13 protein-coding genes are annotated in these 13,668 nt (G+C 65.9%); 4 read left to right on the forward strand and 9 right to left on the reverse strand.

Going from position 1 to position 13,668, the window contains the following annotated elements; genetic code table 11:
* The first annotated feature begins 261 nt into the window (after positions 1 to 261).
* Positions 262 to 966 (forward strand): SDR family oxidoreductase, encoded by a 705-nt coding sequence (locus L6D77_RS10830; protein WP_232884189.1) that lies wholly within the window; start codon positions 262 to 264, stop codon positions 964 to 966.
* A 19-nt stretch (positions 967 to 985) separates the two neighbouring features.
* Here the strand turns inward: L6D77_RS10830 and L6D77_RS10835 are convergent, their stop codons facing one another.
* Together L6D77_RS10835 and L6D77_RS10840 are read right to left on the reverse strand one after the other, a co-directional pair.
* Complete coding sequence (locus L6D77_RS10835) at positions 986 to 1,837, reverse strand: sensor domain-containing diguanylate cyclase (RefSeq protein ID WP_232884190.1); 852 nt, start codon at positions 1,835 to 1,837, stop codon at positions 986 to 988.
* 246 nt (positions 1,838 to 2,083) lie between these two features.
* A complete protein-coding gene (locus L6D77_RS10840; RefSeq protein WP_232884191.1) occupies positions 2,084 to 2,512 on the reverse strand; it encodes a TOBE domain-containing protein in 429 nt (142 codons plus the stop codon).
* Positions 2,513 to 2,999: 487 nt separating this feature from the next.
* Between L6D77_RS10840 and L6D77_RS10845 the strand changes: the two genes are divergently transcribed.
* On the forward strand, positions 3,000 to 4,358 hold the full coding sequence (locus tag L6D77_RS10845; protein WP_232884192.1) for an 8-oxoguanine deaminase: 1,359 nt from the start codon (positions 3,000 to 3,002) through the stop codon (positions 4,356 to 4,358).
* Positions 4,359 to 4,409: 51 nt separating this feature from the next.
* Here L6D77_RS10845 and L6D77_RS10850 read toward each other — a convergent pair whose 3' ends face one another.
* Positions 4,410 to 5,207 (reverse strand): outer membrane protein OmpK, encoded by a 798-nt coding sequence (locus L6D77_RS10850; protein WP_232884193.1) that lies wholly within the window; start codon positions 5,205 to 5,207, stop codon positions 4,410 to 4,412.
* Positions 5,208 to 5,219: 12 nt separating this feature from the next.
* Between L6D77_RS10850 and L6D77_RS10855 the strand changes: the two genes are divergently transcribed.
* Entirely contained in the window at positions 5,220 to 5,462 is a 243-nt protein-coding gene (locus tag L6D77_RS10855) for a hypothetical protein (RefSeq protein ID WP_236170043.1), read from the forward strand.
* On the opposite strand, the gene L6D77_RS10860 is transcribed toward L6D77_RS10855, so the two are convergent.
* From L6D77_RS10860 to L6D77_RS10870, 3 genes are all read right to left on the reverse strand, one after another.
* Positions 5,405 to 5,755: a hydroxyisourate hydrolase gene (locus L6D77_RS10860; protein WP_232884194.1), complete on the reverse strand. Its 351-nt coding sequence runs from the start codon at positions 5,753 to 5,755 to the stop codon at positions 5,405 to 5,407. The genes L6D77_RS10855 and L6D77_RS10860 overlap by 58 nt on opposite strands.
* Positions 5,752 to 6,261: a nucleoside deaminase gene (locus L6D77_RS10865; RefSeq protein ID WP_232884195.1), complete on the reverse strand. Its 510-nt coding sequence runs from the start codon at positions 6,259 to 6,261 to the stop codon at positions 5,752 to 5,754. The genes L6D77_RS10860 and L6D77_RS10865 overlap by 4 nt, the downstream gene beginning before the upstream one ends.
* A 170-nt stretch (positions 6,262 to 6,431) precedes the next feature.
* Complete coding sequence (locus L6D77_RS10870; RefSeq protein WP_232884196.1) at positions 6,432 to 7,766, reverse strand: nucleobase:cation symporter-2 family protein; 1,335 nt, start codon at positions 7,764 to 7,766, stop codon at positions 6,432 to 6,434.
* A 178-nt stretch (positions 7,767 to 7,944) separates the two neighbouring features.
* On the opposite strand from L6D77_RS10870, the gene L6D77_RS10875 reads away from it, so the two are divergent.
* Positions 7,945 to 8,859 carry a LysR family transcriptional regulator gene (locus L6D77_RS10875; protein WP_232884197.1) on the forward strand — a complete coding sequence of 305 codons (915 nt, stop codon included), beginning with the start codon at positions 7,945 to 7,947 and terminating at the stop codon, positions 8,857 to 8,859.
* A 41-nt stretch (positions 8,860 to 8,900) separates the two neighbouring features.
* Here L6D77_RS10875 and L6D77_RS10880 read toward each other — a convergent pair whose 3' ends face one another.
* Genes L6D77_RS10880 through L6D77_RS10890 form a run of 3 tightly spaced genes read right to left on the reverse strand, consistent with a single transcriptional unit; the run spans position 8,901 to position 13,320 of the window.
* Positions 8,901 to 10,229, reverse strand: a complete 1,329-nt coding sequence (locus tag L6D77_RS10880; protein ID WP_232884198.1) for a TolC family outer membrane protein — start codon at positions 10,227 to 10,229, stop codon at positions 8,901 to 8,903.
* A 1-nt stretch (position 10,230) separates the two neighbouring features.
* Positions 10,231 to 11,559 carry an HlyD family type I secretion periplasmic adaptor subunit gene (locus L6D77_RS10885; RefSeq protein ID WP_232884199.1) on the reverse strand — a complete coding sequence of 443 codons (1,329 nt, stop codon included), beginning with the start codon at positions 11,557 to 11,559 and terminating at the stop codon, positions 10,231 to 10,233.
* Between the two features lie 18 nt (positions 11,560 to 11,577).
* Complete coding sequence (locus L6D77_RS10890) at positions 11,578 to 13,320, reverse strand: type I secretion system permease/ATPase (protein WP_232884200.1); 1,743 nt, start codon at positions 13,318 to 13,320, stop codon at positions 11,578 to 11,580.
* Positions 13,321 to 13,668: the final 348 nt, after the last annotated feature.

Raw genomic sequence — 13,668 nt, forward strand, 5'->3', positions numbered from 1 at the left:
GCTGCTAGGGTGAGTGGGTGTCATGGGGGCTACTGTCTTGCACAGGTTCCCCGGCGTCACTCGGTCCCTGTAGGAGCGGCCTTGTGCCGCGAACGGGCCGCAGAGCGGCCCCAGGATTTGAGCGCAAATGCTGAAATCGCCGGGGCTGCTGCGCAGCCCTTTCGCGGCACAAGGCCGCTCCTACAGGCGAAGACGCCAGCGCAGGCCATGCAAGCCTGGCGCCCTCAAACCTTCATGTTTTTGTTCAATCCAGGAGGCAGCATGTCAGTACAGAAAGTGGCAATCATCACCGCCGGTGGCAGCGGCATGGGCGCGGCCGCGGCCCGGCGCCTGGCCGCCGACGGCTTCAAGGTCGGCATCCTGTCGTCGTCGGGCAAGGGCGAGGCGCTGGCCGAAGAGCTGGGCGGTATCGGCGTGACCGGCAGCAACCAGTCTGTCGAAGACCTGCAGCGCCTGGTCGACGCGGTCATGGCCAAGTGGGGCCGGGTGGATGTGCTGGTCAACAGCGCCGGCCACGGCCCGCGTGCACCGATCCTGGAGATCAGCGACGACGACTGGCACAAGGGCATGGAGGTGTACCTGCTCAACGTGATCCGCCCGGCGCGGCTGGTGACGCCGATCATGCAGCGCCAGCAGGGCGGGGTGATCATCAATATCTCCACCGCCTGGGCCTTCGAACCCAGCGACATGTTCCCCACCTCGGCGGTGTTCCGCTCGGGGCTGGCGGCGTTCAGCAAGGTCTTCGCCGACACCTACGCGGCCGACAACGTGCGCATCAACAACGTGCTGCCGGGCTGGATCGACAGCCTGCCGAAAACCGAGCAGCGCCGCGACATGGTGCCGATGAAGCGCTACGGCACCAGCGAGGAAATCGCCGCCACCATTGCCTTCCTGGCCAGTGACGGCGCGGCCTACATCACCGGGCAGAACATCAAGGTCGATGGTGGTTTGACCCGCAGCGTGTGAACCCAGCGGTGCCCTTGCCTCAGCCCGCCGCGCGGCGCCGGCGTTTCTGCTGGTACATGTCGTCGTCGGCGCGGCTGAGCAGGGTGTCGGCGTCCTCGCCGTCTTCGGGGTAGCAGGCCACGCCGATGCTGCAGCTGGGCATGCCGATATCGCCGAACTCCGGGCCCAGCGGCTCGGCCATGGCGGCAAGGATCTGCGCGATCTGCTCGGCAACCGCAGCGGGCGACGAGATATCCGGCAGCAACACGGTGAACTCGTCGCCGCCCATGCGCGCCACCGTGTCGGTGGCCGCCACGCAGGCTTCCAGGCGCCGGGCTATCGTGCACAGCACGCGGTCGCCCGCCGCATGCCCGTGTACATCGTTGATGCCCTTGAAGTCGTTGATATCCAGGAACAGCAACGCCAGTGGGCGCTGCTGGTGCAGCGCCGTAGCCAGGCGGTCGTTGAACAGCGAGCGGTTGCACAGCCGGGTCAGCGGGTCGTGATGGGCGAGGAAGCGCAGCTCCTGCTCGGCCTGGGTCAGGGCGGTCACGTTGCGCGCCACGCCGATCCGCGCACCCACCTCGTCGGACCAGAACGCCGCCCACAAGATGTGCACCACCGCGCCATCCTTGCGGATGTAGCGGTTACGGAAATCGAAATGGGCCTGGCCGTTCATGATGCGGATGATCGAGGCGCGGGTCGCCTCCAGGTCGTCCGGGTGCATGTAGCGGGTGATCGGGGTGCCGGTGAGTTCGTCGGCGCGATAGCCCAGCAAGGTTTCGCAGGCATTGCTGACGAACACGATGGTGTTGTCCCGGTCGACCACGAACACGGTGTCCAGCATCAGGTGGATCAGCTTGGGGTAGAGTGCTTGCAGGTCAACGGGCATGGGGCTGGGAGTCCGCTACGGTGGGCTCGATCGTGGCCTGATCGCGAAGGGCGGCGGCGAGTGGCCCGGTTGGCAGCGGGGCAGGGCCAGGCAACGGTTCGCGGCGCCGGCCAGCATACACAGTGGCGGGCGGCTGTCACCAGTAGTGGCGGACGAAATGGACGGGCGCGCAGCAGCACCTGTCGTTCATGGGCAGGTGACGTGCCGGGCCGGCCAGGGCGCCGAGCGGTGCCCTGGCCGGGATCATCAGGCCGGTACGCCGAGGATGATGTGCGAGGCCTTGATGACGGCGGTCGCCTGGACGCCTGGGGCCAAGCCCAGCTCCTGCACGGCATCGCGGGTGACGATGGCATGAACCTGGGTGCCGCCGGCGAGTTCCAGCGTCACTTCGGCGTTGACCGAACCGTCGGTGACTTTCACTACTTTGCCATTCAGGCAATTGCGGGCGGACAGGCGAATGTCGCTGGCCTCGGTCATCAGCATCACCCAGGGTGCCTTGATCAGCGCAATGGCTTCGGCGCCTGGCTTGAGGCCCAGGCTGTTGACGCTCTCGACGGTGACCACCGCCACCAGCGTTTCACCGCCGGTCAGCTCGAGGGTGACCTCACTGTTGACGGCGCCTTCGCGCACGTCACGGATCTTTCCTTTGAACACATTGCGGGCACTGACTTTCATAACGTTCTCCGTGATGATGAAAAATCCGACTGCAGTGTCAAGATTTCGCTATGTACTTTCCAGCATAGCGCCGACAATGACAGTCTTTTTTGTATACAGTAATCGCTAATTCTGCTTACATTGGCCGACGCCTACGACAGCGGCAACCGCCACTGCGTATTGCGACGGTCACCCATCATGCAACACCCAACGCTGCTCGAACCCTACGAGCCTCTTGCGCGAATCCCGTTCAACGCTGATGCACGCTTCAGCGCTCCCACGAGCGACGGACTCGCTGCCATACCCATCACGCCTGAAACCCGTCCATGCCTGTCAGGGCTCATGGCCCATGCTTTGGCACGTCCGGGCTCAGCCGCGGCACGGTATCGCCTCCTGTTCATCTCGACACTGCCTGCGCAGTTGCACTGAACGCTCCATCCAGGTCGCCCGACGGTGGCCTGTGCACACATCCTGTTGAATGCGACCCCCTTGCGGGAGAGGAACACCCATGCCCAAGACAATGCTGGTCAAGAACGCCGAACTACTGGTGACGATGGACGGCCAGCGCCGTGAAATCAAACGCGGCGGCCTGTACATCGAAGACAACATCATCAGGCAGGTCGGCCCCAGCGACACGCTGCCGCAAACCGCCGATGTGGTGCTGGACATGGCCGGCAAGGTGGTCATCCCCGGCCTGGTCAACACCCACCACCACATGTACCAGAGCCTCACCCGCGTGGTGCCGGCAGCCCAGGACGGCGAGCTGTTCAACTGGCTGACCAACCTGTACCCGATCTGGGCGCGGCTGACCCCGGAAATGATCGCGGTGTCGACCCAGACCGCCATGGCCGAGCTGATCCTGTCGGGCTGCACCACCTCCAGCGATCACCTGTACATCTACCCCAACGGCTGCAAGCTCGACGACAGCATCCACGCTGCCGAGGAAATCGGCATGCGCTTCCACGCCGCGCGCGGCAGCATGAGCGTGGGCCGCAGCCAGGGCGGCCTGCCGCCGGACTCGGTGGTGGAGAAGGAGAGCGACATCCTCAAGGAGTCCCAGCGCCTGATCGAGGACTACCACGATGCCAGCCATGGTTCGATGCGCCGTGTGGTGGTGGCGCCGTGCTCGCCGTTCTCGGTGAGCCGCGACCTGATGCGTGAAGCCGCGGTGCTGGCGCGCGAGTATGGCGTGTCGCTGCACACCCACCTGGCCGAGAACGTCAACGACATCGCCTACAGCCGCGAGAAGTTCGGCATGACCCCCGCCGAGTACGCCGAAGACCTCGGCTGGGTCGGCCACGATGTCTGGCACGCCCACTGCGTACAGCTCGACCAGCACGGCATCGAGCTGTTCGCCCGCACCGGCACCGGTGTGGCCCACTGCCCCTGCTCGAACATGCGCCTGGCCTCGGGTATCGCGCCGATCCGCAAGATGCGCGACCACGGCGTGCCGGTGGGCCTGGGTGTGGATGGTTCGGCCTCCAACGACGGCGCCAGCATGATCGGCGAGGTGCGCCAGGCGCTGCTGCTGCAGCGGGTCGGTTTCGGCCCCGATGCCATGACCGCGCGCGAAGCGCTGGAGATCGCCACCCTGGGCGGCGCCAAGGTGCTCAACCGTAACGATATCGGCGCCCTGGCCCCGGGCATGGTCGCTGACTTCGTCGCCTTCAGCCTGGGCCATGTGGCCTACGCCGGCGCGCTGCATGACCCGTTGGCGGCGCTGGTGTTCTGCACCCCGACCCACGTCGATACCAGCGTGATCAATGGCCGGGTGGTGGTGAAGGACGGCCGTATCACCACCGTTGATTTGCCGTTGGTGCTGGAGCGCCACAACCAGCTGGCGCGGCAACTGGTCAGCGGCGAGTGACCTGAGTGGCCGTTGCGCGCCTCGCAGGGCGCAACGGCGCTGGTTTCCCCCTCAGAAGTGATACTTCACCAGCGCACTCACCGTGTTCTGGTCGGTCCTGAAGCCCTTGCTGTCCTGGATGCCGTACTTGTCCGACCAATAGTCGTACTCGATGCCGACATACAGGTGCTTGGGCTCATGCCCCAGCGCCTTGCCCAGGTCGTATTTGACCTGCGGGTTGATGTGCAGGTTGGCGTGGTAGTCGGCCTGGCCGCGACGCCCGTCGCTGGCGTCGCGGTTGTTCACCACCCAGTCGATATAGCCGTCGATCAACAGGTCCGAGCGCCCCAGCGGCAGGGTGTAGGACCAGGCCGGCGTCACCTGCCAGGCACCAGCGCGCACCCGGTGGCCATCGGGCTTGCGGTAATAGACGTTGAGCTGGAAATAGTCGAAGCCGGGGATGGCCAGGTCGAAGCCAGGGCCCAGCAGGTAGCTTTCCGTGTCGCCTTCGCCGAACTCGTAGGAGGCGGCCAGCAGCACATCCTTGACCGGGCCGAAGGCCATCTTGTGGCCGCTCAGCTTGCCCAGCGACAGGCGCGGTTGCAGCTCGCCGTAGTAAGTACTGCGCCCCTGGTTGTAGTCCTCGCGGCCCTGGTAGTTGATCTGGTCGACGAACAAGAACAGATCACCCCAGCTCCAGCCGCTGGCGTGCTCCAAGGTGAAGGTCTGCTGGGTGTCCGGGTTGACGCGAAAGTTGCGCCCCCACAAATAGCTGAGGCTCTCGTTGTGCCAGAGCAGCTCGGCCTGGGCCGCAGGGGCGAGGGTGGTGGCGAGCAGCGTGGCCAGCGTGCAACGGCGAAGCGGTGACATGGTCGGTTCCTTGTGCTGATTGTTGTTGTTGTTGTTGTTGTTGTTGTTGTTGTTGTTGTTGTTGTTGTTGTTGTTGTTGTTGTTGTTGTTGTTGTTGTTGTTGTTGTTGTTGTTGTTGTTGTTGTTGTTCGGGCAGCCGGAGGCACGGCACCGCCCGAAGCGGTGCCGCGTGATGCGGTGGTGGGGAAACGGGTAGCTCAGGCGCCGCCGCGGAAGCAGGAAACGCCCCAGGCGGTCAGCTTGAACGGCAGGTGATAGTGCTGGGCCGGGTCGCCGATGCCGAAGCGGTACACCAGCACATCGAGAAACGGCGTGGTGGGCAGGGGCGTGCCGGCTTCGCGGTAGTAGTCGGCCACTTCCAGGCGGGCCTCGTAGACCCCGTTGGCAAAGCGCTCGGCAAGGGCCTCCAGGCCAGGCAGCAGCCCACGTTCATCGATGCGCCCGCGCAGCAGGCATTCGCCGTCCTGGCGCTGGATGCTCAGCGCCAGGCCCTGGGCCACGCGGCCCGTGGCGATGTCGACGACATGCACCGAAACCCCGCCGTTCATGCCCAGAACCCGTGGTGGGCTTGGGCTGCTTCCTGCTCCAGCAATGGGCCGTGCACTTCGACCTGGCGCTGGCCACGGGCGAACACCTCGCGGCAGGGCAGGGCGAAGGTCGGGTTCTCTGGGTGCGAGCCGGTCAGGCCGAGCAGGGCATGTTCGGACAGCGCGTAGACCACCCGGCCAATGCCGGTCCAGTACACGGCGCCGGCGCACATGCAGCAGGGTTCGGCGCTGGTGTACAGGGTGCAGCTGGCCAGCTCCTCAGGCGTCAGCAGCCGCGCGGCGCGGGCGGCGGCCACCAGTTCGGCGTGCTGGGTGGGGTCGCCCTCGGGCGGCATCGAGTTGTTGCCGGCACTGGCGATCACCCGGCCCTGGGCGTCGGCAACCAGCGCGGCGAACGGGTGCCGGCCCCGCTCACGGGATTCCTCGGACAGGCGGATCGACTGGCGCAGCAGGTCCAGATCCTGCTCGGACAGGGTGGCGGGGGTGAGTTTGTTGAAGTGGTTCATGGTGATTCCTTGGCAGTGGCAGAAGAAAAGAGGGCACATCGTTGGTAACCGCGACACCTTCCTTGTGGGAGCCGGCTTGCCGGCGATGCAGGCGGCGCGGTGTTGGGCACCGGCTTCGCCGGTGATCGCCGGCAAGCCGGCTCCCACAGGGTCTTGATCCGCGATCGGACTCAATGACTGATGTCTTGTTGTTCGGCGAAGCTTTCGCTTTGCTGCTCGTTGTTAAGCAGCACATTGAGCAGAATGGCGGTGATCGCGCCGAGGAAGATGCCGCTCTCCAGCACCAGCCGCAGCGGCCCGCTGGCGTGTTCGAACAGCGCCGGGAACGACATCGGCAGCACGCCGACGCTCACCGACACGGCGACGATGATGCCGTTGCGGGTCCCTTCGAAACGCACCCGCGACAGCTCCTGGATACCGGCCACGGTGGTCATGCCGAACATCACGATGGCGCAGCCGCCCAGCACCGGGGTGGGCACCGCGGCAATCAGCGCGCCAAGCTTGGGGAACAGCCCCATCAGCACCATGATGGCCCCGGCGGCGGCCACCACGTAGCGGCTCTTGACGCTGGACAGGGCGATCAGCCCGGTGTTCTGGGTGAAGGCGTTGTACGGGAAGCTGTTGAAGGCACCGCCCAGCAGGGTCGACAGGCCGTCGGCGCGAAACGCATCGCCCAGGGTGCGCTGGTCGGTCGGCTTGCCCACCAGCTTGCCGATGGCCAGGCAGTTGCCGGTGGTCTCGGCCATGATCACCAGCATCGCCAGCACCATGATCAAAATCGGCGTGAGCGAGAACTGCGGCACCCCGAAGGCCATCGGCGGGCTCAGCTCGAACCAGCTGGCGGCGCTCACCTGGCCGAAGTGGGTCATGCCGAACGCCGCCGCCAGCAGGCTGCCGGCCACCAGGCCGATCAGCACGGCGAGGTTGCCGATAAAGCCCGAGAAGCGCGCATAGATCACCAGGGTGATGGCCACCGTGGCCAGGCCCAGCAGCAGGTTGGCCGGCTTGCCGAAGTCCTGCGCATCGGGGTTGCCGCCGCCCAGCCAGATGGCCGCGGCCGGCATCAGCGAGATGCCGATGATGGTGATCAGGCTGCCGATCACTACCGGCGGGAAGAACCGCAGCAGGCGGCTGAACACCGGCGCCAGGCCGATGGTGATGGCGCCGGCGGCGATCACTGCGCCGAACACCTCCTGCAGGCCGAACTGCTTGCCGATCATGATCATCGGCGCCAGGGCGATGAACGAGCAGCCCTGGATCATCGGCAGGCGGGCGCCGAAGCGCCAGAAGCCGAGGGTCTGGATCAGCGTGGCGATGCCGGAGGTGAGCAGGTTGGCGTTGATCAGGGTGACGATCTGCGCCTGGGTCAGGCCCAGGGCGCTGCCCAGGATCAACGGCACCGCCACGGCCCCGGCATACATCACCAGCACATGTTGCAAACCAAAGGTGAACAGCTGCCGCAAGGGCAGGATCTCGTCCACGGGGTGGACGCGGGAAAGGCTCATGTCATGGATCTCCTGAAGGTGCGGCTGTTGTTGTTATGCGGGCGCCCGGAGTGACACGCAGCACAGTGGGTCGAGGGCAGCTGGCTGATGTCGGGGGAGATAGTCGTACGGAATAAGCGATGGAACAAATTAGTAACCATCGCTACAGTCGATGGTTCAAACAACGGGAGAGGGTGCGATGCGTTTTTCGCTGGAGCAGTTGCAGGTCTTCGTCGCCGCCGTGCAGGCCGGCTCGTTCTCGGCGGCGGCGCGGCGCCTGGGGCGCACGCAATCGACCGTCAGCGCGGCGATCGCCAACCTGGAGACCGACCTGGGGGTGGAGTTGTTCGACCGCTCCACCCGGGTGCCGTCGCTGACCCCGGTCGGGCACAAGCTGCTGCTGCAGGCCGAGGCCGTGCTGGAGCGCTGCCTGGCCCTGGAGGGCAGCGCCGACAGCCTGGCCGAGCAGGTCGAGCCGTCGTTGACCCTGGCCATCGAAGTGCCCTATGCGCCGCTGATCCCGATGCTGCGCGAGTTCGACCAGGCCTTCCCCTATGTCGACCTGCTGATCCGCCACCCGATGCATGGCGATGTCAGCGAGATGGTGCTCAAGGGCGAAGCCGATATCGGCGTGGCCTTTTCACAACCCGAATACCCCCAGGAGCTGGAGTTCCAGCAGCTGGGCAAGCTGATCATGGCCCACGTGTGCCAGGCCGGTTTCCCGCTGGCGCAGCTTGAGCGGGTGAGCTTTGCCGACTTGCACGCGCACCGGCGCCTGGCGTTCTATGCCCATGCGCAGAAGCTGCCGAGCAGCGAGTACCTGCGTGCCGCCCAGGTGTGGCAGGCGGAGAGTTACCTGGCGCTGGTGGAGATGGTGCGTGCCGGCCTGGGTTGGGCGACCCTGCCGCGCCAGCTGGTGCAGCGCGAGCTGGCGGCCGGCGAGCTGGTGGAGCTGCAGTTGCAGGCCTACCCGCATACCGACTGGCTGGTGGGTGTGGACCTGCTGTGGCACCGTCGCCGCCGGCCCGGTAAAGCCGAGCGCTGGCTGCGCGAGTGCCTGCGCCGGAGCAAGGTGTTCGAGCTGGATCAGCGTGGGGTGCCGACGACGTTGTGACCGGCTCAAATCGCCGGGGCTGCAAAGCAGCCCCAGCGATATCACTTGCTCACCAACAACTCCGGCCCCAGGTAATCATTGATCTGGTCGATATCATCATCCCCCAGGCTCCCCACCGACGAAGCCAGGCGCAGCCGCGACATCAGGTAGCGCAACTTGGCCTCGAACAGGTCATGCCTGGCCACGAACAGCAGCTCCTCGGCATTGAGCACATCCGAGTTGGTGCTGATGCCCCCCTCCTTGAAGCCCTTGCGGGTCGACAGCAATGAGCGTTCGTTGGACACCACGGCTTTCTCCAGCGCGCGGATGCGCAGGGCGCCGCTCTGCACGCCGCGAAACTCCCGGGTGGTGCCGGTGATGACTTCCTGGCGGGTGGCGTCGAGTTCGTCCTGGGCCTTGGCGCTGTTGGCGCTTGCCTGGCGGCTGAGGGCGCTGACGCCGCCGCCGCTGTACAACGGGATGTTGATTTCCAGGCCGATCGAGCTGTAGTGGTTGCGCTGGTTCAGCTCTGAAAGCGACTGGCTTTCGCCGGCGGTGTAGCCGGCGACGAAGTCCAGGGTCGGCCAGTGGCCGGCCTTGGCCCGTTTCACTTCTTCCTCGGCGATTGCCTGGCTGTGGCGGCGCGCATGGATCAGCGGGCTGTCGGCCTGGGCCTTGACCAGCCAGTCCTGCAGGTTGCTCGGCAGCAGCGGCGGGGTGGCGAAGCCCGGTTGCAGGGTGGTCAGCGAGTCAGGGGTTTCACCGATGTACTCGGCGAGCTGGCGGCGGGCGTTGACCAGGTTGTCCTGCGCCTCGATCAGCTCGGCCTCGGCAAGGTCGCGGCGCGCAGCCGACTCGTCGATGTCGGTGATGGTCCCGTCGCCCAGCTCCATGCGCCGTTTTGCCGAGGCCAGCTGCTCTTCGAAGGCGCTCAGCTTGGCGTGGGCCAGGGTGATGGTCTCGCTGGCCAGCAGCACGTTGAAGTAGCTCTCGGCCAGGCGCACCGCGGCGTCCTGGCTCTTGGCATCGAACACCGCCACGCTGTAGTCGGCACGCTGCTGGCCCTGGTGGTACTCGGCCAACTTCTGTTTGTTGAACAGCGGTTGGCGCAGGCGCAGGTTGGCGCCCGTGGAGTTGTAGTCGAGGTCGTTGTTGATGCCGTTCTGCCGTTGGTTGCCGTTGACCTTGTTGGTGTAGGCCGAGGCGTTGATCTGCGGCAGCAGGCCGGCGCGGCCGATGGCGCGGTTTTCGGCGCCGGCCTCTTGTTCATGCACGGCGGCGCGGTACACCGGGCCCTGGTACTGCAGCAGGTCCCAGGCTTGCTTGAGGTCCATGGCGCCGGCAGGCAGGGCCAGGCCCAGCAGGCACAGGCACAGGCAATGACGGTTCATCTCATTGCTCCTTGAAGGCGCTGTCGACGCGCTCGATCATCGGCTTGAGCAGGTAGCTCAGCAGGTTGCGCTCGCCGGTCTTGATGGTGACGCTGGCCGGCATGCCGGGGCGGATGTGGTTGCTGCCCAGCAGGGCCATGCCGGCCGGGGTCACCTCCACCTGGGCCAGGTAGAACGGCTGCTTGCTCTCTTCGTCCATCAGCCGGTCGGCCGAGACGGTCTTGACCCGCCCGGGGATGTTGGGGGTCTGGGCGTGGTTGAACGCCGGGAAGGACAGGTCCACATCAAGCCCCGGGACCATCTTGTCGATGGCCTGCACCGGGATCATCGCGTCCACCTGCAGCGGCTCGTCGAGCGGCACCACCTCCATGATCTTGGCGCCGGGCTGGATGATCCCGCCGACCGTGGCGATGCTCAGGGCCTGGACCATGCCGTCGATCGGCGAGCGGATCACCGTGTGCGCCACTTCGTAGTCCAGCGCGCGCAGGCGGTCGGCCAGGGTGGTGCTCTCCTTGGCGGTGTCGGTCAGCTGCGATTGCACCTCTTTGCGGTAGTCGTGCTGGCGCTGCAGGATGCGCAGGCGGATCTCGCTGGTCTGGCTGCGCACCCGGGCGATGTTGTTGAGGTTCTCGGCCTGGCCTGCGGACAGGTCGGCATGGCTGCGTTCCAGCTCCAGCAGGCGGTTGCGTGGCACATAGCCTTCGGCGGCGAGGGTGCGGGTGCCGTGCAGTTCCTGGTCGAGGAAGCCGATCTGCGAGGCACGCGCGCCATACACCTGCTGCAGGCCCTTGAGCTGCACGGCCGAGGCCGTGAGGTTCTCTTCGAGGATGTCGATTTCGCCGGCCAGGCCCGCGCGGCGGGTGTCGAGCAGGTGTTCCTGCAGGTCCATGGCGGCCAGCAGGCGGTGGTCGCCGGCGAAGCGGGCCAGCAGGTCGGGGTCGTAGGTCACCGTATCCTGGCTGTCTCGTTCGGCCTCCAGGCGGTTCTCCACGGTCTTGCTGACGATGTACTGGGCGCTGACCGCGCCTTGTTCGGCCACGGCGCGCAAGGCATCCAGGCGCACCACCTCCTGGCCTTTCTTCACCAGGTCGCCTTCGCGCACCAGGATCGCTTCGACGGTGCCGCCGGTCAGGTGCTGCACGGCCTTGCGATTGCTGGTGACCTTGACCGTGCCGGTGGCCACCACGCCGGCATCCAGCGGCGCCAGCCATGACCACATCAAAAAACCGCCGAAGCCGGCGAGCATCAGCCACAGGCCGCAGCGGGCAGGGCGGTCGACGTTCAGGTCAATGCCGTGGTCGGGGGCGTTGCGGGTAGTTTCAACAGGCATGTTCATCTGCATGATCGGTCACTCCCGTGCCTTGACCGCGGCCAGTGGGGTCGGTGCCGCCGCGCCTGCCGGCATCACGCTGGCCTTGCGCAGCGCAGCGAACACTTCGTCGCGGCTGCCGAGCATCTGCACGGTGCCGTCGCGCAGCATCAGCACCTTGTCGACGGCGCACAGCACATTGGGCCGGTGCGAAATCAGGATCACCGTGGCGCCCCGGGCCTTGAGCTCGGCCATGGCGTCCACCAGGGCCTTTTCGCCGAGGTCGTCAAGGTTGGCGTTGGGCTCGTCCAGCACGATCAGGCTGGGTTCGCCGTACAGCGCGCGGGCCAGGGCGATGCGTTGCTTCTGGCCGCCGGACAGCGGGCTGCCGTCGTTGCCCAGGCGGGTGTCGTAGCCCTGGGGCAGGCGCAGGATCATCTCGTGCACGCCGCTGATCCTGGCGGCGCGGATCACCGCGTCACTGTCCACCTCGCCAAACCGCGCGATGTTGTCGGCGATGCTGCCTTCGAACAGTTCCACATCCTGGGGCAGGTAGCCGAGCCAGGGGCCCAGCTCGGCCTTGTTCCAGCTAAACAGGTCGGCGCCGTCCAGGCGCACCTTGCCGGCCTGGGTCGGCCATACGCCGACCAGCAGGCGGGCGAGGGTCGACTTGCCCGAGGCGGACGGGCCGATGATGCCCAGGCTTTCGCCCGGTGTAAGGGCAAAACTCACCCCACGCAGGATGGTGTTGCCGGTGCCGGGGGCGCCGGCAAACACATTCTCCACCGCGAGCATGCCCTGCGGGCGCTGCAGCGACATGCTCGGTGGCCGCCGTGGGTAGTCGTGCAACAGCGTGTTGAGCCGGCCCCAGGCCAGGCGGCAGGCGAGCAGTTGTTTCCACGAGGCGATCACCTGTTCCACCGGTGCCAGGGCGCGGCCGGTGAGGATCGAGCAGGCGATCATCATGCCCGGGGTGATCTTGCCTTCGATCGCCAGCAGCGCGCCGCTGCCGAGGATCAGCGACTGCAGGGTGATGCGCACGAAGCGCCCGGTGCTGCTGATCAGCGCGGCGCGGTCGGAGGCCAGGGTCTGCATCTGCAGGATGCGCAGGTGGCCCTTGAACCAGCGCTGGCTGATGGCCGGCAGCATGCCCATGGCCTCGATCACCTCGGCGTTGCGCAGGTTGTTGTTGGCGTAGTTGGCCGACGACAGCGCCGCCTGGTTGGCTTCGGCCAGCGGTTGGTGGGTGGCCTTTTCGGTGAGCCAGGCCAGGCCCACCAGGATCAGCGAGCCGATCAGCGTGACCAGCCCCAGCAGTGGGTGGATCAGGTAGGCGACCAGCAGGTAGATCGGCGTCCAGGGGGCGTCGAAGAAGGCGAACAGGCCATTGCCGGTGAGGAACTGACGCAGCTGCGCCAGGTCCTGCAGGGCCTGGCCGGGGCTGCCGCCGGCGCGGCTGAGGTTGCGCTCGAAGGCGGCGCTGAAGGTGTGCCGGTTGAGCGCCATGTCCAGGCAGTTGCCCACCCGGATCAGCACCCGGGTGCGCAGCATCTCCAGGGTGGACATCAGCAGGAACAGGCCCACCACCAGCACCGTCAGCATGGCCAGGGTGGTGACGTTGCGGCTGACCAGGGCGCGGTCGTAGACCTGCAGCATGTACACGGCAGGTGTCAACATCATGACGTTTATCACCCCGCTGAAACCTGCCAGGGCATAGAAACTGCGTCGCAACTGAAACAGTGCGTCGGCAAGCTCCGAACGGGTGGATGTGTGCTTGGGCATGAGGCCTCCCTCCAGAAAACCGGGTGCCTTTGCGGCAGCCCAGGTAGCAGTAGGTGTGGAAGCTGATTGGCACGCAGGCTGGTCGCTCTTTTGGCGGGTAATCCGAACACGCTGCTGTGCCCCACAAGCAGGAGCGTAGGTTGTTAGAAATATCTTGTAATACGCTTTTGCTCTATGGATTCCTCCAAGATTTCATTAAAAACAGCCAGTTGAGAACGATTAGCGGGATCCAATATTTTTTATCGACGTAATATTGACAATTTTTTTGCCTACAACTTTAGTCTTAGTCAGTTCGTCGGAACTTTGCCCGAGGCCCTGTTGTCGCCCTGGCCCCGCGAGCCCCCGCTG

Origin of the sequence: Pseudomonas parasichuanensis (assembly GCF_021601385.1) — a bacterium.
In the GTDB taxonomy this organism is placed as follows: Bacteria; Pseudomonadota; Gammaproteobacteria; order Pseudomonadales; family Pseudomonadaceae; genus Aquipseudomonas; species Aquipseudomonas parasichuanensis.